This window comes from Hominisplanchenecus faecis, assembly GCF_020687205.1.
GTDB classification, from domain to species: Bacteria; Bacillota; Clostridia; order Lachnospirales; family Lachnospiraceae; genus Hominisplanchenecus; species Hominisplanchenecus faecis.
The window spans coordinates 1-21949 of sequence record NZ_JAJEQE010000015.1; the positions used below are offsets into that span (position 1 = coordinate 1).

23 protein-coding genes are annotated in these 21949 nt (G+C 45.0%); 4 read left to right on the plus strand and 19 right to left on the minus strand.

The window, feature by feature from the left end:
- Positions 1 to 152: 152 nt before the first annotated feature.
- The 3 genes from LKD42_RS06110 to LKD42_RS06120 all read right to left on the minus strand — a co-directional run bounded on the left by LKD42_RS06110 (position 153) and on the right by LKD42_RS06120 (position 2341).
- A complete protein-coding gene (locus LKD42_RS06110) occupies positions 153 to 953 on the minus strand; it encodes an HAD family hydrolase (protein ID WP_248835130.1) in 801 nt (266 codons plus the stop codon).
- Complete coding sequence (locus LKD42_RS06115) at positions 950 to 1627, minus strand: HAD family hydrolase (RefSeq protein WP_248835131.1); 678 nt, start codon at positions 1625 to 1627, stop codon at positions 950 to 952. The genes LKD42_RS06110 and LKD42_RS06115 overlap by 4 nt, the downstream gene beginning before the upstream one ends.
- Before the next feature lie 114 nt (positions 1628 to 1741).
- Positions 1742 to 2341, minus strand: coding sequence for a YdcF family protein (locus LKD42_RS06120; protein WP_248835132.1), 600 nt, complete (start codon positions 2339 to 2341; stop codon positions 1742 to 1744).
- A gap of 79 nt (positions 2342 to 2420) precedes the next feature.
- On the opposite strand from LKD42_RS06120, the gene LKD42_RS06125 reads away from it, so the two are divergent.
- The 3 genes from LKD42_RS06125 (at position 2421) to LKD42_RS06135 (ending at position 4155) form a co-directional block, all read left to right on the plus strand.
- A complete protein-coding gene (locus tag LKD42_RS06125) occupies positions 2421 to 3143 on the plus strand; it encodes an AzlC family ABC transporter permease (protein ID WP_331464824.1) in 723 nt (240 codons plus the stop codon).
- Positions 3136 to 3474: a branched-chain amino acid transporter permease gene (locus LKD42_RS06130; RefSeq protein ID WP_248835134.1), complete on the plus strand. Its 339-nt coding sequence runs from the start codon at positions 3136 to 3138 to the stop codon at positions 3472 to 3474. Before LKD42_RS06125 ends, LKD42_RS06130 begins: the two co-directional genes overlap by 8 nt.
- Positions 3475 to 3699: 225 nt before the next feature.
- Positions 3700 to 4155, plus strand: coding sequence for a hypothetical protein (locus LKD42_RS06135; protein WP_248835135.1), 456 nt, complete (start codon positions 3700 to 3702; stop codon positions 4153 to 4155).
- 235 nt (positions 4156 to 4390) lie between these two features.
- On the opposite strand, the gene LKD42_RS06140 is transcribed toward LKD42_RS06135, so the two are convergent.
- From LKD42_RS06140 to LKD42_RS06200, 13 genes are all read right to left on the minus strand, one after another.
- Positions 4391 to 6058: a glutamine--tRNA ligase/YqeY domain fusion protein gene (locus LKD42_RS06140; protein ID WP_173865800.1), complete on the minus strand. Its 1668-nt coding sequence runs from the start codon at positions 6056 to 6058 to the stop codon at positions 4391 to 4393.
- Positions 6059 to 6149: 91 nt separating this feature from the next.
- Positions 6150 to 7166, minus strand: coding sequence for a glycosyltransferase family 2 protein (locus tag LKD42_RS06145; protein ID WP_022118688.1), 1017 nt, complete (start codon positions 7164 to 7166; stop codon positions 6150 to 6152).
- 27 nt (positions 7167 to 7193) lie between these two features.
- Positions 7194 to 8270, minus strand: coding sequence for an A/G-specific adenine glycosylase (gene mutY, locus LKD42_RS06150; protein ID WP_248835136.1), 1077 nt, complete (start codon positions 8268 to 8270; stop codon positions 7194 to 7196).
- Between the two features lie 95 nt (positions 8271 to 8365).
- The gene (locus LKD42_RS06155) at positions 8366 to 9781 is read right to left on the minus strand and encodes a L,D-transpeptidase family protein (RefSeq protein ID WP_248835137.1); all 1416 of its coding nucleotides are present in this window, start codon (positions 9779 to 9781) and stop codon (positions 8366 to 8368) included.
- A 316-nt stretch (positions 9782 to 10097) separates the two neighbouring features.
- Positions 10098 to 10880 (minus strand): N-acetylmuramoyl-L-alanine amidase, encoded by a 783-nt coding sequence (locus LKD42_RS06160; protein ID WP_248835138.1) that lies wholly within the window; start codon positions 10878 to 10880, stop codon positions 10098 to 10100.
- Between the two features lie 162 nt (positions 10881 to 11042).
- A complete protein-coding gene (locus tag LKD42_RS06165; protein WP_248835139.1) occupies positions 11043 to 12026 on the minus strand; it encodes an N-acetylmuramoyl-L-alanine amidase family protein in 984 nt (327 codons plus the stop codon).
- Positions 12027 to 12059: 33 nt separating this feature from the next.
- Positions 12060 to 12872 (minus strand): RnfABCDGE type electron transport complex subunit B, encoded by an 813-nt coding sequence (locus tag LKD42_RS06170; RefSeq protein ID WP_022118693.1) that lies wholly within the window; start codon positions 12870 to 12872, stop codon positions 12060 to 12062.
- Between the two features lie 16 nt (positions 12873 to 12888).
- Positions 12889 to 13464 (minus strand): electron transport complex subunit RsxA, encoded by a 576-nt coding sequence (rsxA, locus tag LKD42_RS06175; RefSeq protein WP_022118694.1) that lies wholly within the window; start codon positions 13462 to 13464, stop codon positions 12889 to 12891.
- Positions 13461 to 14144, minus strand: coding sequence for an electron transport complex subunit RsxE (gene rsxE, locus LKD42_RS06180; RefSeq protein ID WP_022118695.1), 684 nt, complete (start codon positions 14142 to 14144; stop codon positions 13461 to 13463). The genes rsxA and rsxE overlap by 4 nt, the downstream gene beginning before the upstream one ends.
- Positions 14141 to 14761 carry an RnfABCDGE type electron transport complex subunit G gene (locus LKD42_RS06185; protein ID WP_147631341.1) on the minus strand — a complete coding sequence of 207 codons (621 nt, stop codon included), beginning with the start codon at positions 14759 to 14761 and terminating at the stop codon, positions 14141 to 14143. The genes rsxE and LKD42_RS06185 overlap by 4 nt, the downstream gene beginning before the upstream one ends.
- A complete protein-coding gene (locus tag LKD42_RS06190; protein ID WP_147631340.1) occupies positions 14754 to 15689 on the minus strand; it encodes an RnfABCDGE type electron transport complex subunit D in 936 nt (311 codons plus the stop codon). Before LKD42_RS06190 ends, LKD42_RS06185 begins: the two co-directional genes overlap by 8 nt.
- Positions 15686 to 17029 carry an electron transport complex subunit RsxC gene (gene rsxC / locus LKD42_RS06195; protein ID WP_248835140.1) on the minus strand — a complete coding sequence of 448 codons (1344 nt, stop codon included), beginning with the start codon at positions 17027 to 17029 and terminating at the stop codon, positions 15686 to 15688. The genes LKD42_RS06190 and rsxC overlap by 4 nt, the downstream gene beginning before the upstream one ends.
- 73 nt (positions 17030 to 17102) lie before the next feature.
- The gene (locus LKD42_RS06200) at positions 17103 to 17996 is read right to left on the minus strand and encodes a putative ABC transporter permease (RefSeq protein ID WP_215660950.1); all 894 of its coding nucleotides are present in this window, start codon (positions 17994 to 17996) and stop codon (positions 17103 to 17105) included.
- A 191-nt stretch (positions 17997 to 18187) separates the two neighbouring features.
- Here LKD42_RS06200 and LKD42_RS06205 point away from each other — a divergent pair, with 191 nt between their 5' ends.
- Positions 18188 to 19273 (plus strand): ribonuclease H-like domain-containing protein, encoded by a 1086-nt coding sequence (locus LKD42_RS06205; RefSeq protein WP_248835141.1) that lies wholly within the window; start codon positions 18188 to 18190, stop codon positions 19271 to 19273.
- A gap of 82 nt (positions 19274 to 19355) precedes the next feature.
- On the opposite strand, the gene rpsA is transcribed toward LKD42_RS06205, so the two are convergent.
- Genes rpsA through cmk form a run of 3 tightly spaced genes read right to left on the minus strand, consistent with a single transcriptional unit; the run spans position 19356 to position 21948 of the window.
- A complete protein-coding gene (gene rpsA, locus LKD42_RS06210; protein ID WP_022118701.1) occupies positions 19356 to 20447 on the minus strand; it encodes a 30S ribosomal protein S1 in 1092 nt (363 codons plus the stop codon).
- Positions 20435 to 21280, minus strand: coding sequence for a 4-hydroxy-3-methylbut-2-enyl diphosphate reductase (gene ispH, locus LKD42_RS06215; protein ID WP_248835142.1), 846 nt, complete (start codon positions 21278 to 21280; stop codon positions 20435 to 20437). The genes rpsA and ispH overlap by 13 nt, the downstream gene beginning before the upstream one ends.
- Complete coding sequence (cmk, locus tag LKD42_RS06220) at positions 21277 to 21948, minus strand: (d)CMP kinase (protein ID WP_022118703.1); 672 nt, start codon at positions 21946 to 21948, stop codon at positions 21277 to 21279. Before cmk ends, ispH begins: the two co-directional genes overlap by 4 nt.
- Position 21949: the final 1 nt, after the last annotated feature.

Below are 21949 nucleotides of genomic sequence, written 5' to 3' on the forward strand. Positions count from 1 at the left end.
TAATACCTCCATAGGTATATTTAAACACATTTAACCATATTAAGCAATATATTTAGTTACTTATAAATTCCTCCTTTTTTCTCTCCGGCCCACTTGCCAATTACAAGTATTGATTAAGATCCAAATATCTTTTGATCTCAACATCTCATTATTTATTTCTGCTTCTTTAGCAGCTCCTGAAGTGCCTTTATAACCCCTTTTTCTTCGTAGCTTTCAACGATATGTTTTGCTGCCTCTTTGACTGCGGTTCTTGCGGTAGAAACTGCACATCCCTCTCCTGCTGCCAGGATCATTCCAAGATCGTTGTGATTATCCCCGAATGCCAGCGTCTCTTCTTTTTTTACCTGAAAATACTGCTGTACGAACTGAAGTGCTGCACCTTTATCGGTTCCTGGCTTCATAAAATCAATCCACGGTGCACCTGCCACTACGGTGTTTAATCTGCCCTGCCAGTAATCTTCGATTTCTTTTGCATAAGGCCGAATCCCGCTTTCACAGTACAGAGACATTTTAATCACTTTCAGTTTGGTGCCGTCTTCGTCATCATCAAAAACCATGTCATTCTGATAGCCATCCACCATCATTTTCCGATAGGACAGGTCATCACTTCCGGTAGAATGCATCGCTTTTGTTGTCGATAAGGTCAGATGCATATTCGGGAAATGTTTTGCATATTCCTGCATCTCTTTTATCAGGTTCGGATCGATCACGGAAGCATAAAGTTCTTCGTCCTTCCATACAACGTTGGAACCATTTTCACTGATAAAAAGCATCTGATCTGCCACCGGAGCAAACAGTCGTTTCAGTCCCATGTACTGTCTTCCGCTTGCTGCCGCAAAATAGATATCACGTTTTCGAAGTTCCCGGATCAGATCAAAAATTTCTTCCGGCAGCACAGAACTGCTCTCCCGTATCAGTGTGCCGTCAATATCGGTTGCTACCAGTTTTATCACTTGTTGTCTCCTCCGTTTATCTTTTCCAGGATCTCAATCAGTTCCTGTGGTTTTTCAATCACATATTCACTGTGATTTTTTTCTAATTCTTTTCGGTCGCGGAATCCCCACAGAACCCCTACTGGATGCATATGTGCCGCATTGCCGGTCTGCATGTCCGTGTTTGTATCTCCGACATAAAGACATTCTCCGGTCTCTACTGCAAACTTTTCTGCAATGGCAAACGCTCCGTCCGGTGCGGGTTTGCGTCGGATCGTTTCGGTCTGTCCCTGGATGTAATCAAAATAATCTTTTCCAAACAGACTCTCCACCACATCGATGGCCTGAGCATACGGTTTATTGGAAAGCACGGCGATCCGAATCCCTCTTTTTTTCAGTTCTGAAAGCATCTCACAAATACCCGGAAACGGCTTTACATGGTACATGCAGTCTTTTGCAAAATATGCTTTATAGATGCTTTTCATCTGCTCAAACTGACTGCAGTTCGTATCACCGGAATCCCGCAGAGTACGGCGGACCAGTTCATCTACGCCATCACCTGCATAATATTTATAATTTTCCACCGGAAATGCCTGGTATCCGATATCCCTGAGGGCACGATTGGCACTGTAAGCGATGGATTCCACGGTATCTCCGATCGTACCGTCAAGATCAAAAATAGCTGCTTTTATCATAAGATCACTCCTCTTTTGTGAACGGTTTTCTGCCGCTACAGCATAACACGAAACTGGTTTTCCGTCAAATTTCTGTAACACTTTTCATGCAATCTTTGTCATCTCTACCGACATTTATCGGACAGAGGCACGGTCGCACATCATATCTGCGAACTGGCTGCCGCAGTGTTCCACCTCTTTGAGTACCAAACAGATACCGTACTCGCTCTGATACCAATTTTCTTTTGAAACACCCCTGGTAATGACCGGTGAGACGATAAATTCGATTTCCGGGAAAACAAACTGATAATACATCAGACATCTTCTGGCGTGATATGCCTGACAGGACAGGATCACTTTTTTTAAATGCAGCCCTTTTTTCTCGAGAAGATTCTTGGTAAATAATGCATTCTGATAAGTATAAGATGCTTCTTTTTCCTGCAGAATATCGCTTTTTTTTACTCCTTCATCCACAAGGATCTGCGTCAGAAAATCACTTTCTGTCTCAAAATATCTGCCTTTATATTTCTCCGGTGACTGTACCTCAGTAAATTTTCCTTCCACAATGCTGTACTTTCCAGAAGGCACGATAAGTGATGCAAAGCCCTGCTGATAAAGCTCTGCCGCATGCTGTGCGATCTCACCATACAATCCGCCCGGAACAAAGATCGCATCTGCTTTTTCCGGTTTCTGTTCTGTGAAAATAAAATCTGTTAATGCATCATAAAATTTCATGCTTTTTTCTCCTGTATTTTGACATATTTCACCCACCATGCTATACTAATTGCTGATACATTTCAAGGAGGAAATGAACATGAAAAGCAAAGCATTCAGGTCTGCCTTTCCTCACACACTTCCGGTTATGGCAGGCTATCTTTTTCTTGGTATGGGCTTTGGCATACTGCTTGAAAGCAACGGATATTCTTTTATCTGGGCTTTCTTTATGTCCATCTTTATTTATGCCGGCTCGATGCAGTATGTGGCGATCGACCTGCTCGCAAGCGGTGCCAGCCTGATCTCCACCGCGATCATGACACTGATGATCCAGGTACGGCATCTCTTCTACGGTCTTTCCATCATCGACAAATACAAAGACACCGGAAAGAAAAAGCTTCTGCTGATCCATGAGCTGACCGATGAGACCTATTCTCTGATTGCTACAACCCCGGTTCCGGACGGTGTGGACAAGGGATGGTTCTATTTGTTTATCTCCATGCTGGATCACGTTTACTGGATCATCGGCTGCACGTTCGGTGCACTCTTTGGTTCCCTGGTCAACTTCAATACAAAAGGTGTGGATTTTGTCATGACAGCACTGTTTATTGTAATCTTTACTGATCAGTGGCTGAACAGCAAAAATCATATCCCGGCAATCACCGGTGTGATCTGCTCTGTGATCTGTCTGCTTCTTTTCGGGCCAGACCGTTTTATCATTCCTGCCATGCTCTCCATTCTTACGATCCTGACACTGCTTCGTAAGCCGCTGGAGGAGCATATGGAAAGAGAAGATCAGAAAGGAGATGATTCACATGCGTAGTATCCCGGATTCTCAGGCAATCGCCATGATCGCGATCATGTCCTTACTGACTTTTTTTGTACGCGGACTTCCGTTCCTTTTGTTTTCCGGAAAATCCAAGACACCTGCTTACATCATGTACCTCGGAAAAGTACTTCCTTACGCTATCATCGGTATGCTGGTGGTTTACTGCTTCAAGAATGTTTCCCTGCTGCAGGCACCGTTCGGACTGCCAGAGCTGATCGCCGGCATTGCCATCGTTCTGGTACACTGCTGGAAGAAAAACACGCTTCTCTCCGTTGGAGGAGGGACACTGTTTTACATGTTTCTTGTTCAGATAATTTTTAAATAAACCCCTTTTCTTTTTTATAGAAAAGTATTACAATACCATATATAAAATATTATATATGCCAGTGTCAAAATTTCAAAATATCGTTCTTACCTGCAAGCTAAGACATTGGGATCTAGGGCACTTGGTACTGACTGAAGCATAGCTCAGAATTGCGAAAATTACCTTATAACAGAGCAATTCGCAGACATCAGTCAGGAGTTTAAAACAGGAGAAAGGAGTTCGTTTATGTCAAAAAAATACAGCAAATGGCTGGTAGGTGCTGCACTTTTGGGAGCTGCCGCAGGTGCCGGACTTGCATATTTCAAAAAACATAAAAAAGAGAAAGAGAATTGGGAGGATGATTTTGAAGATTTCGAGGATGATTTCTTAGATGATGACCTTGAGGATTTTGATGGTGAAGATGCTGCCGATGCCCGCGAGTATGTTACCATTCCATCCTCTTCCGTACCGGAGGAAGCAGCGGAAAATGCCGCTGATACGGCCGAAGCCATTTTCGAAAAAGAAGCAGAAGAAGAGACCGTCAAAGCTGAGGCAGAAGAACCGAAAGAGACAGCTGAGGCTGTCCCTGAACATGCAGAAGCAGAAAGCAAGCCGGAAGACGCTGACGAAGAAGAAACTGTTCCGGAAGAGGCAGAAAAAATGGTTGCTGATGCTGCCGAAGAAAAAGCAGAGGAAGATTAAGTTCTGATTTGCTTCTGTTAAAATTCAAGAGTGTGCAAATTGCAATTCCATCCCTTTTGCAGTTTGCACACTTTTTGTTTCTGCCTTTTTTTAAGAGATTTTTTTGAAAATTTATTGTTCTTATCTACAGAGGTATGCGTCATCCCACATCTGATATGCAAAAAAGGAATATCCGATTTTTCATTGATCGGATATTCCTTTTTACACATTATCATTATTTCTATATTCTTTTTCCTTACTGCTGTTTCGGCAGTCTGAAGGAACTTTTCAGTGCCACGATACGGTTAAATACCGGTGCCCCTTCTTTGGAATCTCTGACATCTGCACAGAAATAACCCTGACGTACAAACTGGAAGCTTTCATATGGTTTTGCTTCTGCAAGTGCAGGCTCTACGAAGCATTCTTTTACAGTCAGTGAATTTGGATTCAGATTCAGGCTGCCGTCCTCGTTATATACGCCTTTGGATTCATCGATAATGTTCTCATAGAGACGTACGGTCACTTTTTTGGCAGTCTTTGCTGCTACCCAGTGGATGGTTCCTTTGACTTTACGTCCGGTAAATCCGGTTCCGCATTTTGTCTCCGGATCGTAAGTACAGTGGATTTCTGTCACATTTCCGTTTTCATCTTTTTCAAAACCTGTGCATTTCACGAAATATGCATTCATCAGACGCACTTCGTTTCCAGGGAAGAGACGGAAATATTTCTTCGGCGGATTCTCCATGAAATCTTCACGGTCAATGTAAAGTTCACGTCCGAACGGAACCTGACGTTTTCCAAGAGACTCGTTCTCCAGATTGTTGTCTGCTTCCAGGTACTCGATCTGATCTTCCGGATAATTGTCAATGATCAGTTTGACCGGATCAAGGACTGCCATCATACGCGGACGTTTCAGTTTGAGGTCTTCGCGGATGCAGTACTCCAGCATTGCATAGTCAACGGAGCTCTGAGCTTTACTGACACCGCACAGGTCAACGAACATCTTGATGGATTCTGGTGTGAATCCTCTTCTTCGAAGGGCTGCGATCGATACCAGACGCGGATCATCCCAGCCGTCCACGATACCTTCTTCTACCAGTTTTTTGATGTAACGTTTACCGGTAACAACGTTGGTCAGATACAGTTTTGCAAACTCGATCTGTTTTGGTGGATGCGGATACTCCAGTTCACGTACGACCCAGTCATAGAGCGGACGGTGATCCTCAAACTCCAGGGTACAGATAGAATGTGTCACGCCTTCGATTGCATCTTCGATCGGATGTGCAAAATCATACATCGGATAGATGCACCATTTATCTCCGGTATTATGGTGTGTCATATGTGCCACACGGTAAATGATCGGATCACGCATATTGATATTCGGAGATGCCATATCAATCTTTGCACGCAGTACCTTTTCTCCGTCTGCATATTTGCCATCCTTCATTGCTTCAAACAGCTCCAGATTTTCTTCGATGCTGCGGTTACGGTACGGGCTTTCTTTTCCAGGTTCTGTCAGTGTCCCTCTGTACTCGCGAATCTGCTCCGGTGTCAGGTCACAGACATAGGCTTTGCCTTTTTTGATCAGCTTCACTGCTGCTTCATACATCTGGTCAAAGTAATTAGATGCGAAAAACAGTCTGTCTTCCCAGTCAGCACCCAGCCATTTGATATCCGCCTTGATGGACTCTACAAACTCAACTCGCTCCTTGGTCGGGTTGGTGTCATCAAAACGCATGTTAAACTTGCCGTGATATTTCTGTGCAAGTCCATAATTTAACAGAATGGCTTTGGCATGTCCGATATGCAGATAGCCATTTGGTTCCGGCGGAAAACGAGTACAGATCGTATCGTATTTGCCCTCTGCCAGATCTTTTTCTATAATCTGTTCAATAAAATTTTTGGAAACCGTTTCCTCTCCCATGTTGTCCTCCTAAAATATCCATTTTTTCAACTGTGAAAATTCTACCATAAATCTCACAGAATTACAACGTCCTATCTCTGTCGCTTTTGTATCAGTTGAATCCATAAAATTTCTGTGAGATCTTATAGGCTGCAACCGAAAGTTTTCTTCCTCCTCTGCCCGGCAAATTCATCGTACGTCCAAACAGACCGTGACGCAGGCGGAAATACAGACCGCCGTCTTTTGCTTTTAAATACTGCCACAGTTCTTTTTTCTTTTCCAGATTTTCTTCTGTGCCGGAACGGATCAGCATAACGGAAGTAACCGTTGTAATGATATCCAGATAACTTGTCATATACTGGCGGATCCGCTTGTCTGCGATTTTATTGTCAGCCATGGTGTCGATCATGATTTTATTGACACGGATCTGCTGATCGATGCGGGAGATCATGACTTTTTCGTTGACGGACTGATCATCCCTGCCGATAAAATAATGATAGAAATTCACATTTTTATAATAAAGATTTTTTACATACGGAAGCGGCTGGAACACAAACAGATTGTCCACGTAAAAGGTATGTTTTGGAAGCTCCAGGTTGCATTCCCGCAGCAGCATGGTACGGTAGATCACGGAATGCATCAGAATGTAACGTCCGATGTGCAGTTTTTTTGCATGATCCCACTGGAATACTTCATTTTCAGGAAATGCCTTGTACCGCATCACTTTTTTGTGCTTCGCACCTGCCTTGTCGTAGACAAAATTGCTGATGAACATATCAACAGTCTGCGGACCTGCCACCAGTTCTTTCAAAGTTTTGATAATATCGAGATAAACATCCACATCTACCCAATCATCGCTGTCCACCACTTTATAGTATACTCCGGTTGCATTACGCAGTCCGGCATTGACTGCCTCTCCATGTCCGCCGTTCTCTTGATGGATCGCCTTTACGATCCCCGGATAATTTTTTTCATACTCATCTGCGATCTCTGCGGTATTGTCTTTTGTGGAACCGTCATCCACAATTAAAATCTCCACATCTTCTCCGCCAGAAAGCAGAGAATCAATACATCTTCTCATATAGGCTGCAGAATTATAACAGGGAATTGCTATTGATAATATTTTCACGTTTTTTCCTCCATACACGTTTCTGTTTTATTTTTCGTCATATTTTTCCTGTCCGAGTCTGATCTGAAGATAGGCTGTGTAAGCTGAAAAAGCTGCCGGGATCGGGTATTCTTCTTCTGTTCTTTTCGGCTCAATAAAAAGCATATCTTTTCCGGAATCGTTTTCCAGTTCTTCCACCAGGACCACATATCCTGTCATATGCCATTCAATATGACTGAAAATATGTTTCGCATCCGATAATCTCCGGATACGGATCGGTGACAGCCCTTCCTGTTTCAGCCAGTCCAGAACTTCATCCTGACTTAACCATCCAGAGAGATTAGGAAGCTCATATAAACCTGCCAGAAGTCCTTTTGCCGGACGTTTGCGGATTGCTGCCCTGCTGCCGTCCCTTATCACCAGAACGGTCTTTTTCTCGATTTTACGCGGCTTTTTCTGTGCTTTTTTCGGATAGTCCATCTCTTTGCCGTTCTGATGTGCAAGGCATACGCCTGACAGCGGACATTCCTCACACTTCGGTGCCCCGTTTGGCACACATACAGTCGCCCCAAGTTCCATCAGTGCCTGATTAAAGGCTCCGGATCTTCCTTTTGGCATTACTGCCAGAAGCTCCTCCTCGACCTGACGTTTGACAGACTGCTTCAAAATATCTCCGTCATTCTGCGTGATCCTTGTGATCACCCGCAGGACATTTCCGTCAACAGCCGGAACCGGGAGCTCAAAGGCAATGGAAGCTACTGCTCCTGCCGTATAAGGACCGATCCCGGGAAGACCCAGCAGTTTTTCATAGTCTGCCGGCATTTCGCCGTCATAAAATTCCACCATATTCTGTGCTGCTTTCTGCATATTTCGGACGCGGTTATAATAGCCAAGCCCCTCCCATAACTTCAAAAGCTTATCTTCCGGACATTCCGCAAGGGATCGAACGTCCGGCAGAGCCTGCGTAAAACGTTCAAAAAAGGGTTTTACCGCCTCTACACGTGTCTGCTGCAGCATAATTTCAGAAACCCAGACGCGATATGGCTGCGGCTGTTCTCTCCACGGGAGAATCCGTGCATGTTCCCCGAACCACCCAAGCAGTGGCTCTACAATCTGTTCGAGCATACATTTCCTCTTTCTTTTTTCATTTAAGAATGCCTCTGCCATTCTTGCTGCGAGGTGCACGTCATGCATCGCATGACATATGAATCATCTCACATCTAATATTTATACTCACCGTTCCGATAGAAGCAAATAACCAGATAGTCTTTTTCGATATTCTGGTAAATCGTCTGTGCGGCACTGTACGGAAGATTAATGCAGCCATGAGAACCGCTGTTCCAGAAGATCTGACCGCCGAAGCTTCCTCTCCAGGTGGCATCGTGGAATCCGATCCCGCCGTTAAACGGCATCCAGAAAGAAACCGGTGTCTCGTAACTGTCGCCCGGTTTTGTGCTTCGAAGAACAGCCGGTGATTTTTTATAGTATAACCGGAAAATGCCGGGCGGTGTCACACGAGCCGGTGTCATTGTTCCGGATACGAAATCCGATTCTACGATCAATTTCCCTTCTTTGTACATCCACAGATGTTGTTTTGTCAGATCAACTTCCACATACGTGTCACCCATGTCACCATTTTCCCAGCTATCTGCTTCCTGGGCAAAAATCGGTGTACGTTCCATGTGCGGCTCTTCTTCCATCAGCTTTGTCAGCTCTTCTGCCTCCGCTGTCTGGTCGATTTTCCATCCATATGAACCGCCCTCCACAGTCACATACGTTCCGTCACTTGTCTTGAACTTCCGTGGCTTGTCATAGGTATCATACTTGTCTGCCAGAGATGCGATATAGTCGCTGATCGCACCGTCTTTTACCAGCACTTTCCCTTTTTTATCATAGGTCAGCCAGTCTTTTACCACACTGCCGTCCAGAACCTCCTTCTGGTTTCCAAAACAGTATGTAATCTCGATATCCACATAATGATTGAGATTCTCTACCAGCTGGTTTAAGTCTTTGTCATCACTTGTCACTTTTGGTGTCTGATAACAGGATTCTTTCTCCAGATCCAGCAGACCGTCTCTTTCTGAAATTGTCTCTGTAAGCAGTTTCCAGAATTTTTTCTGTTTGAGCTTTGCACCCTGCTTCTCTTTTTTGATCACATACTTGTTTTCGCTTTCCTGAAAGACCATTTTCGCATCTTCCGGTGCTTTAGCTGTTGCTTTATCAAAACATTTAAGGCTGTCCGCTTTTTCTTTCAGCAATGTTTCATCATACTGCACTGCCGTCTCAAACGCATAAGATGCCGGTCGGAAATAACTTACAAACCACAGGGCGTATGGCTGGGATTTTTGGAAATTTTCGATTTCCCCATTGGAAACATAATGATAACCGATCTCTTCTGCCGTGATCGTCTCACTGTTATTTCCGCGTTCTTTTAACGTGATCTGATAATCTTCTACCTGCTCTCTGATCAGTTTCTCTGCCTCTTCCACTGTCATATCTGAAACATCCATGCCATTAATGTCCGTGTTCTTCAAGAATTTTCCATGAAAGGCGGCAATCCCACCGATATACACCCCCACGATAACCAGTGCCATAATTCCAAGTGTGATTTTTAACCATTTTTTCTTTTTATCCATACTCCACTCTCCGGTAATATTATTATTTACCCTATGTATATATGATGTTGGGGTCAAAAGCCCCCAACTCTGATGCCTACGGATTGTTCCGTGCATCGCACTCCCACAATCCTGGCATCATACTATGTTTACAGTTACTTTCTCCGTTTTACATCTAGGAAAACTCTGCTATATGTGCAGAGGGCAGACAGACATACCGCCCTCCTATGCACACCATAAAATGGTACCTTTCTTCCAAGCCCATTCTCTGCTCCTTAGTATACCTCAGGAAACAAAAAGTGTAAAGATTTACGTTTCTTGTTTTTTTCTTATTCCTTTACTGTACGATATAGGTGGAAAATCCTGCTTTTCGCAGTGTTTGCTCCATTTTTGCCGCATTATCCAGTTTTTCAAAAGATCCACTGTAAACCCGGTAAGTCCCATCCTCTCCAGGTTCGATCACAGCATCGTATCCCAAAAAGAGCAGCTGTGCCTGCAGTGCCCTGGCATTTTCTTCCAGATTAAAAAAACCAAGCTGGATGCGATAAGGTGTTTCTGCTTCTTTTTTGTATTCATAAGATTCGACTTCCTGTGCATAGATGGTTTGCAAAATACCGTCGGCGATCGCCTGTGCGACTTCCTCAAAATTTTCATCAAAGATCCGGTTGTCTTCTCCGTTGTTGATAAACCCTGCTTCCACCAGTACTGCCGGCATTTTAGTCCTGCGAAGGACGACAAGTCCCGGTCTTTCTTTGACACCGAGATTTTCAAAACCGGTTTCCTCCAGTTCCCGGTTGATGTTTTCTGCCATCTCTTCTTTGATGCCGCTTCGCTCATAGACCAGTGTTTCCACACCGGAATACTGCCCGACAACCGGACTGGAATTGCGATGTATGGAAACAAAAAAATCGGCTCTCGCTTCGTTTCCGATCGTTGCTTTCTGAAATGGTGTCTGATAAACATCGGTTGTTCTGGTATAGATCACATTCTGTCCGTTTTCCTCCAGAATCTTTCCCACTGCCAGTGCCAGCCGCAGTGTATCGTCTTTTTCCTGTCTTCCTTCAAAAACAGCTCCCGGGTCTGCTCCTCCATGTCCGGCATCTATCACGATCGTTGCCATAACAGCCCTCCTGTTCCTCTTTCTATTCAGAATATGCAAAAAATCTTCCACTGACCGTTTTTTTGCTGCATTTTCCTTAATGCCGCAAAAAAAACCTCCCGGAAAGGAAACGCTCCGGGAGGTTTTTCTCAGCCTGAAATCACAGACAGAGATTCTGGATTTTTAATAATTCGTGCAGGCACCGTTTTTGCCAAAGATATAGATTTTCTGCGTTCCGTCTGCCAAAGAGAAACGGATGGAAATCTTTCTCGCCATACTACCCTGCGGATAGACGGTTCCATTATGCTCTGCCGGTGTGCGGAAGAAATAATAATACTTGTTTTTGATCTTGCACCAGCCGGTCATCATCTGTCCATAAGTGGCACTTCTGGTATCCATATAATACGTATGCCCCTGATCTTTCAGCCATCCGGCACGCATATAGCCGTCCGAGCCAAAGAAATACCTCTTCTCACCAATGGTGATCCATCCGGTCACCAGTTTGTTCTTCCGGTAATATCTCCACTGCTGACCGTATCCAACCCATCCGGTTTTACTTTTGTTTGTCCGTCTGTCATCACGATAGCCTTTGATATAAACGCCGTCCGGCCCAAGATACTTGTCATCGATCCAAGTATCTTTCACAAACGTTCCGTCGGATCCAAGATACATCTTTTTACCGTTGTATTTCACCCATTTTTCTTTCTGCAAAACATATCTTTTATTGAAATAATAAATCTTTCCGTCAATCTTCTGCCATCCCGTCAGGGCATGCCCTTTTTTATTAAAGTAGTACGTCTTTCCATTGATGGTAAACCACTGACGTTTCAGGCGGCCGGTACCGTCACCGTAAGAATAGCAGAGTTTTCCGGATGCGGTTGTCCTGAATCCGGCTCTTTCATATGCCTTCAGCAGAATCCCTTTTTTTGAAAATACATAGGTCTTTCCTGCGATCTGCCGCACACCGGTTGCCATGATCCCTGTCTTTGGCAGAAAATAATAAGTTCCTTTTTTGAGTGTGAGCCAGCCTTTCTGCTTTGTACCATCCTCATTATAATAGTAACGGTTACCTTCCTCAACCTTCCACTTTCCTTTTGCAAAAGCGGTTACGGAAAGCAACATACTCAGCATCAGCACTGCGAGCACAGCAAACCCCTTTTTCTTCATTCCTGATTTCCCCTTTCTTTACTTCTTATGTCTTCAGGACTCTTTCCTGGCAACCGGTCCGGTAAACACCTTTCTCGGACAGAGCGATGCACAGGTTCCGCAGTTGGTACATTTTGAAGTATCGATATGTGCAATATTGTTCTCCACTGTAACGGCACCGGAAGGACATTCTCTCTGGCATTTCTTACATCCGATGCACCCTGCCTCACATGCCTGCATAACCAGCTTTCCTTTATCTTTTGAAGCACAGCGTACCAGATAACGGCTTTCATATGGCACAAGCTCGATCAGATGACGCGGACAATGCTCCACGCATGCTCCACACGCTCTGCATTTCTCCTTGTCTACCACTGCTACTCCATTTATAACATGAATCGCATCAAATGAACAGACCTTTTCGCAGGTTCCGTCTCCGATACATCCATAATGACAGGTTTTCGGTCCGCCTCCCGGAATAAAATCCATCATCTCACAGTCGTGAACTCCATAATAATGACAGGATTCTTTTGCTTTGTCACAGGTTCCGCCACATTTTACAAAGGCAACTCTGCGGATGCTCTCGCCTGCTTCCTGCCCCATGATCCTGGCAATCTTTGCTGCCACGGCATCTCCCCCTACCGGGCAGCCATTTACCGGAGCCTCTCCGTTTGCAATCGCCTTTGCCATCGCATCACATCCTGCATATCCGCAGCCGCCGCAGTTATTTCCCGGAAGCTGTTCTCTTACCTGCTGTTCTTTTTCATCAATTTCTACTGCAAATTTTTTCCCTGCCAATCCAAGGAAAAGTCCCAGAAGCAGTCCGGTACCTCCTACGATCACAGCCGCAAGTATGATCTCCATGCTCATCCGCCACTCCTCCTTCCTATTTCAGACTGGAAAATCCAAAGAATGCGATCGCCATCAGACAGGCTGTAAGAAGAACGATCGGTGATCCTTTAAAAGATTCCGGTACATCATTGTATTCTGTTTTTTCACGGATACCGGCCATCAGCACGATCGCGATCGTAAATCCGACCGCCGTTGCCAGGCCATTTACCACGCTCTCTACGATGCCGTAGCTTTTCTGTACATTGATCAGTGCCACACCAAGTACGGCACAGTTTGTCGTGATCAGCGGCAGATAAACGCCAAGTGCATTGTACAGAGACGGGCTGCTCTTTTTCAGAAACATTTCCACAAACTGTACCAGTGCAGCAATGACCAGAATAAACACGATTGTCTGAAGGTAAGTCACATTCAGCGGAAGGAGCAGAAATTTATAGATCAGAGCCGTGACAAAGGATGAGATCGTGATAACAAAGATAACGGCTCCGCCCATGCCTGCTGCGGTATCCATTTTCTTGGATACACCAAGGAATGCACACAGTCCCAAAAACTGGCTCAAAACAACATTGTTGATAAACGCAGTGCCAACTGCGATCATAAGTAATTCTCTCATAACGTCTCCCCTCCTTTACAGGAACTTGCACAGGAGGCACATTCTCCTGTGCAGCCGCTGCCGATCTTTGTCTCTTTACCTTTTTCCTGCATTTTACGTTTCACGCGGTTCTGGGCTGCTGTCAGAAGGGACAGGACCAGAAAAGCTCCCGGTGCAAGGATAAAGATCGTGATCGGCTGATAGAAAGAAGGCATCACCTGCACACCGAAAATGGTTCCGGCTCCGATCAGCTCACGCACGATACCGATACTGGCAAGACCGATGGTAAATCCAAGTCCCATACCGACGCCGTCAAAGAAAGACGGGATGACCGGATTGAAAGAAGCATAGGCTTCCGCTCTTCCAAGGATGATACAGTTTACTACGATCAGAGGGATATAAATACCAAGACTCTGATACAGAGACGGTACATACGCCTGAAGCAAAAACTGTACGATCGTTACGAAAGATGCCACAACCACGATAAAGGCCGGCATACGCACGCCGTTCGGAATGACTTTACGAAGTGCTGAGATCATCAGGTTTGACATGGCAAGGATCACCGTTGTCGTAAGTCCCATGCCAAGTCCGTTCATCGCTGAGGTGGTTACTGCCAGCGTCGGACACATACCAAGCATCAACACAAAGGTCGGGTTTTCTTTGATGATACCGTTATATAAACGTTCTCCTGCTTTGCTCATTGTAAGATACCTCCTTCCTTAAGGCTTTCATAAAAGCGAAGTCCCGCATTGACACCGTTTGTCACCGCTTTGGAAGTAAAGGTTGCTCCGCTGATCGCATCAATCTCGTTTTCCGCGGAAGCACCGTTTTTTGTAACCACGAACTGATCTACGATTTTTCCTGCGAACTGTCCTTTGAATTCTTCGTCTTTTGCACGCATGCCAAGTCCGGCTGTCTCACTTAAGGAAAGCATCTCCACGCCTGTCACCGTTTTGTCCATACTGACACCCATGGAGAAATTGATGTCACCGCCGTATCCTTCATGCGAAGTAATGTTCATAACCACACCTGTCACTGCTCCGTCCTTTTCTGCCAGATAAAAATCTTCCAGAGTGTCAGCTGTGCCAAATCCGGCCTGATCCAGGACATCGGCTGCCTCTGTGAGCAGTTCTTCTTTGTTATCCGGCTCCGTCAGATCCTGTGCATCCGGAAATACAGCAAGATAAGCTTCTTTCTGTGCTTTTTCCTCTGCCTGTGCGATCGGCTGTTTTGTAATGCTGTAGACAGCTCCGAGCAGTAAACCGGAAACCAGTGTGATCGCCATCAGTACCAGTGCTTCTTTTATAATCTTATTCATGCTTTTTTCCTCCTTTCCCAAATGCTGTCGGAGGTGTTACTTTTTCAATCAAAGGCACCAGAAGGTTTGAAAGGATGATCGCATAAGATACGCCCTCCGATGCACTTCCGAGGAAACGAAAAACCCCGGTTAGAATACCGATGATGCATCCATACACGATCTGACCGTTTTTGGTGATCGGTGAGGTTACATAATCCGTTGCCATAAAAAATGTACCAAGCATCAGTCCGCCCGCACACAGCTGTGCTGCCAGAAAATGCAGATCAAATCCATGTCCACCAAATAAAATGGCAAAAACAGAGAAAGAAAGCAGGCAGGACAATGGTATCCTCAGATCGATCACTTTAAATACCAGAAGGATCACCGCACCGATCAGGATCGCCAGTGTGGAAGTCTCACCGATCGTTCCGGCTGTTTTTCCGAGAAACAGGTTTAAAACATTCACGCTCTCGCCGGCTTTCATGGCTGCAAGCGGCGTTGCCCCGGATACTGCATCGTATGTAAAGTCCGTCATTTTTCCAGCAAATGAAATCAGGAGAAAACATCTTGCTGCGAGAGCCGGATTCATAAAGTTCTGTCCCAGTCCTCCAAAAAGCTGTTTTACAAACAGAATGGCAAAAACAGAACCGAGTACCGGAAGATACCATGGTGCAGACGCCGGAAGGTTCAGTGCCAGCAGAAGCCCTGTCACTTCTGCACTGCGATCATCGACTGTCACTTTTTTATGCATCAGTTTTTCGTAAACATACTCTGTGAGCACGCTGCCTGTCACAGACAGCACGATTACTTTTAACGCATCGATTCCAAAATTTATGACACCAAATATGGTTGCCGGAAGCAGTGCGATCAGCACAAGGCTCATCAGGTCGCTGCTTTTTCTCTTATCCCGGATGTGCGGATTTGATGATATGTTCCACATTTCAGTCATTTTCCATTCCCCCTCTGTGCAGCTTTTTTCCGATCCGCAAGCACGATCTTACGCATGGATTTGATGTATTGTGTCAGCGGTCGTTTTGCCGGACAGCTATAGCTGCAGCATCCACATTCACAGCACTCCATTCCATTTGCTTTTTCAAACGCTTCTTTATCATGTCTTTTTGCATAATCCGCCAGTCTTGCCGGAATGATCCGGCCCGGACAGACGGATACACAACGTCCGCAGTTGATACACGCTGTCTCTTCGCAGGCTGCGACCTCGTCTTTTGTCATGCACAGGATCGCAGAAGATGTCTTGACAACCGGAACATCCAGAGAAATCAGTGGGATTCCCATCATCGGACCTCCGGCGATGATTTTCTCCGGTTCGGAAGTAAAACCTCCCGCCTCTTCGATCAGTTCCCGGAAGTTCGTACCGGTGCGGACACGCAGGTTCTGCGGTTCTTTGATCGCATTTCCGGTGATCGTCATCACTTTTTTCATGACCGGTCTGCCAAAATGTACCGCCTCATAGATTGCATGGATCGTGTCACAGTTGTTGACTACACATCCTGCATCTGCCGGAAGCATGGAAGAATTGATCTTTCTTCCTGTGACTGCAAAAATAAGCTGTCGCTCTGCTCCCTGCGGATACTTGGTTTTTAATTCTACAACTTCAATATCCGGTATCCCCTTTGCTGCTTCCCGCAGTTTTGCTGCCGCATCTTTTTTATTGTCTTCAACTGCCAGTACGCCTTTTGCCCTTCCGTCAAAAATCTTCATTGCCGCCTGAAGACCGCCCACGATTTTTTCCGGTTCCTCCATCATCCTGCGGTAATCTGATGTCAGATAAGGCTCACACTCCGCACAGTTGACAATGATGTAATCGATCGCAGATGGATCTTTCGGCATGTATTTGACGTGTGTCGGGAATCCGGCTCCGCCCATACCGACAATACCCGCCTCCTTGATGATCTCAATGATCTCTTTTCCGGAAATATCCGCCAGTTTCCGCTCTGGTGAAAACTCTACCTCTTCATACAGGCCATCGTTTTCAATGACAATGGATTCCTGCATGCCTCCGGCTACCCCCAGCCTTGCTTCGATCGCTTTGACCGTTCCTGATACGGATGCAAAAATGTTTGCAGATACAAACCCCCCTGCTTCTGCGATTTTCTGCCCTGCCAGTACATGATCGCCTTTTACTACAATGGCTTTGGCTGGTGCTCCGATATGCTGAGAAAGCGGATAGACGAGCTCTCCTTTGGGCAAAACCTCCCGAATCGGCTTATCTTTGGACATCGCCTTTCCGTCATCTGGATGAATGCCACCCCGAAATGTAAAACGCAGCATACACTTCTCCTCCTTTTTTTATATTTACAGCCATCAAAAAACAATAACTGCTGCTTTCTTTTTCTCTGTTTGCTTATTTTGTTTCTTTCTGATTCCCCTTTTTCTTTCTGGATACTTTATGAATCGTAGGATAAGCTTTCATAAAACGTTTGTTTACGCCGGTGATCCTGGAGACTCTCTCCTGATACTGTTCCCGAAATCCCTTTGAACGAGAGCGAATGCCTTCTGCATATTCAGAAAGACCCTTTTCTTCAATCTTGCCTGCAATGTGCCTTTGATACTCTCCCAGCTTTTCCTGAAATTCTTTTTTCGTCGGCAGATGCTTTTTATAGTTTCCAAACAGTTCTCTTGCCTCTTCCGTCGAACTGTAGACTTTGGTCGTCTGAAGATATTCGGTAAACTCTTCCATGGCAGTCTGCAGGCCTTCCAGTTTTTCGCCGAGCTGCAGTGCTGCAAGTGTCGATACGATAAAGTCCACGCAGTACAGAATCCCGCACAAGATAATAAACGCATGTCCGGTCGCTACATCAAACAGATCGATCACCCACTGTGCAAACGGCTGAAGGATCTCAAACATCAGCAGTGTGAAAAACCCCCATGCGATCGAGCATCCCAGACAGATCCTGCCATGCAGGTTGAACGGCCGTTCGCTGTAATCCCACCAGCTTGTGTGGAAGAGCTTTTCCATTACCCACGAAGTAACATACTCCAGGATGGTTGCCAGAACGATGCCGCCAAGAAACAGCCATAAACCATGATCCTGCAATGGCCTCAGAACCAGATAAACGCTCATGGCTCCCACTCCATAGATCGTACACACCGGACCTGTTACAAATCCACGGTTTACCAGCTTCTTTTCCTTTATCGATACATAGCAGCTTTCCCATATCCATCCCATAAAGCTGTATAAGATCAGCCAGAAAAGAACATGATACAAATCTACTCCAAGAATTTGAATATCCCACATAATTTTCTCCTTTTATTTTTGATTTCTGTTTTTCTTTTATTTTACATTGAATTTTCTGTCTTTTTAATCGCTAAATATCTCTGTATTGCATTTTTATTGAAACACTTTTATAATGATGCCAGAATTCAAAATCAACTTCAAAAATGCCGGAGGCATTCTTGAACACATAAGTTTAAGAAAGGAATTTTTTCATGCTATATAAACAACAATCTTTTTCCGACTTTGAACCAGATCTTCGCTATCTGGACTCTTTTCCTTTTTCCAGAGAAGAATTTCTCTTCTTTGACATTGAAACAACCGGATTTTCCCCGCGAAACACTTCTCTGTATCTGATCGGTGCGGTCTGCTTTCTGGATGAGCACTGGACTTTCCTTCAGTGGTTTGCCGAAACCCCATCGGAAGAATGTGAAATTTTAAACGCATTTCTTGCGTTCTGCCGGTCATTTCGTGCTGTCGTTCATTTCAACGGTGACGGTTTTGATATCCCTTATCTTCTTTTCAAAGCAGAAAAATATACATTGTCAGATACCTTATCATCCATGCAGAGCATTGACCTTTACCGCCTGACCCGGCCATACAAAAAATATCTGAAACTGACGCACATCAACCAGAAAAGTCTGGAATCTTTTCTTGGCATTGAGCGGGAAGACCGCTACAACGGCGGTGAACTGATCAAAATCTATCAGAGCTACTGCCAATTAAAAAATGCGGATGCTCTTTCGCTTCTGCTTCTGCATAATCTGGACGATCTGAAAGGTATGACAAAACTGCTGCCGCTTCTTGCCTATCCGCTGTTTTTGAAAGACCAGGATTATACGCTCCGGAATCTTTTCTGGGAAGATTCTGTGAACGGACAGCCGCTTCTGATTGCAGAGCTGGATCTGAAATATCCTGTTCCAAAGCAGATCTCCAACCGGCTTTCCTCGTGCTATCTTACGCTCCAGGAAGACACTGCCAAACTAATGATCTATGCTTTCGAGGGCGAATTAAAGTATTTCATATCTGACTATAAAAATTATTATTATATTCCTTTGCAGGACTGTGCCATTCATAAGCACGTTGCCTCTTATCTCGATCCACGTGAACGCATCCCTGCAAAAGCCACAACCTGTTACCAGCGTCACCGGGGACTTTTTCTTCCTCAGGAAAAAGCACTGTTCAAACCTGTTTTCCAGGAAAGCTATCATTCGGATTCTTTCTGGTTTGAATGTACGCAACAGTTTATGAATTCGCCCTCTTTATTATGTTTATACATAAAAAGCCTGATTTCCATTTGAAATCAGGCTTTCCTGCCCTGCAGGTTCTCTTTTGTCTGAACCTTACAGGACACTCAGCACTCCCTTTTTGAGATGTGCAATATTACTCTTCTTCTGCCTCTGTTGTGTCGGCAGCAGCTTCTTCTTTCTGCAGTGCTTTCATGCTCAGGCTGATTTTTTTGTCTTCGCCGTTGAAATCTACTACTTTTGCTGTGATAACCTGTCCTACGCTCAGTACGTCAGATGGTTTATCAACATGCTCCTGGGAAATCTGTGATACATGAAGCAGTGCGTCTACACCCGGCTCCAGTTCAACAAATGCACCAAAATCAGTCATTCTTGCAACTTTACCTTCTACCACGTTGCCTGCTGCGTATTTCTCGCCAGCTGTCAGCCATGGGTTCTGATCCGGGAATTTCAGGCTCAGTGCAATCTTATCGCCGCTGATGTCTTTGATCAGAACAGAAAGTTTTTCGCCAACTTTGAATACTTTCTTTGGATTTTCAACACGTCCCCAGGACATCTCTGAGATGTGCAGCAGACCGTCTGCTCCGCCCAGGTCGATGAATGCACCGAAGTCTGTAACGTTTTTGATAACGCCTTCTACTACATCACCAACGTGGATTCTTGCAAAGAGTTCTTTCTGCATTTCTGCTTTCTTTGCAACCAACAGCTGTTTACGGTCGCCGATGATTCTTCTTCTGCGTGGATTGAACTCGCTGATCACAAACTCGATTTCCTGACCTGCATATTTGCCAAGATTTCTTTCGTAAGTATCAGATACCAGGCTTGCCGGGATAAATACTCTTGCTTCGTCGATCACAACGCTCAGACCACCATCGAGTACCTGTGCAACTGGTGCTTTCAGTACTTCGTGATTTTCAAAAGCTTCTTCCAGTCTCTTGTTTCCTTTTTCTGCTGCCAGACGTTTGTAAGTCAGCAGAACCTGTCCTTCACCATCGTTTACTTTCAGGACTTTTGCTTCCATTTTGTCGTTAACATGAACAACATCCTGGAGATTTACGCTTGAATCGTTGGTATATTCACTTTTTGTGATGATACCGTCAGCTTTGTATCCAATATTTAAGATGATCTCGTCTTCTTTGACATCGATGACCGTACCTTCGACTACCTCTCCATTATGAATTGTTTTTAATGATTCCTCCAGCATTTGTTCAAAGCTCATTTCTGACATTCCTTGTGAACCTCCTCAATAATATTATTTGGGGTTGATGCCCCTGCTGTAATACCTACGCAACTCATGGACTGCATCGAATGTACATCCAAATCTTCAAGTGTCTGTATATAGTAAGTATTCTTGCATTCTTCTTTACATATTTCAAATAGTTTCTGCGTATTGGAACTGTGTCTGCCTCCAATTACGATCATGGCATCCACATCGGCGGCAATTTTTCTCGCCTCCTGCTGACGCTCTTCGGTCGCATTGCAAATCGTATTTAAAACAAGTATATCATAACGCTTTTTTGAAAGAATTTCAACTAATTTATTAAATTTCTTGTAATTAAATGTCGTCTGAGACACAACACAGACTCCTGTGTCTGAATTTGGTTCAAATTCTTCTGCTTCTTCTTCTGTTCCGATCACCGTCACTTTAGAAACACACCATCCTCGGATGCCTTCTACCTCCGGATGATTGGCATTTCCGATGATCACGATCTCTCTTCCGTTTTCGCCTTCCCGCCTGACAATGCGATGTATTTTCTTTACAAATGGACAGGTCGCATCGGCAAGATTCAGTCCGTTTTCGCAGATCAGATCATAAACTTCTTCCGCAACGCCATGGGAACGGATCACAACGGTACCCTTTTTTACCGAAAGCAGATCTTCTTTTCCATTCAGCACCTGTACGCCTTTTTCTTCCAGATCCCGCACTACCTCTTCGTTGTGGATGATCGGCCCGTAAGTGTAAACCGGCTCTTTTTCTTTTGCTGCCAGATCATAGACCTGGTCAACGGCACGTTTTACGCCAAAACAAAAACCCGCAGTCTGTGCTTTTATCACTTTCATTGCTTCACTTCCCTGTAACATTCTTTAATACGCTCAACCACCTCATCGATCGACAGATCCGAAGAATCTACCAGAATGGCATCCTCTGCCTGGCGAAGTGGTGCGATCTCTCTTGACATGTCACGCTGATCACGGTCCCGGATCTCCTCTTCGATCTCTTCCAGTGTGTGCGTATCTCCCTTTTCCTGCTGTTCCAGGAAACGTCTCTTTGCACGCGTTTCCACGCTTGCAGTCAGATAAATTTTCAGCTGTGCATGTGGCAGGATATTGGTGCCGATGTCTCTTCCGTCCATCAGGACATCTTCTTTTGCCGCCAGATCTCTTTGTAGGTCAAGCAGTGTGGCTCGCACGGCCGGGTTTGCGGAAGTCACAGATGCCATCTTGCTCACTTCTTCTGTGCGGATCAGTCCGGTCACGTTCTCCCCGTTTAAGATCACCTGCTGTTCGCCGTCATCACTGTAGGCGATCGATATGGAAATCTTGCTGCAGGCTTTCTGCACTGCCGCATCGTCGTGGATATCGATCTGATTCTGCATCATATAAACTGCGATCGCACGATACATTGCCCCGGTATCGACATAAATAAATCCAAGCTCTTTTGACACACGTTTTGCGATCGTGCTTTTTCCGGCTCCTGCCGGTCCGTCAATTGCAATATTAAAACTCATA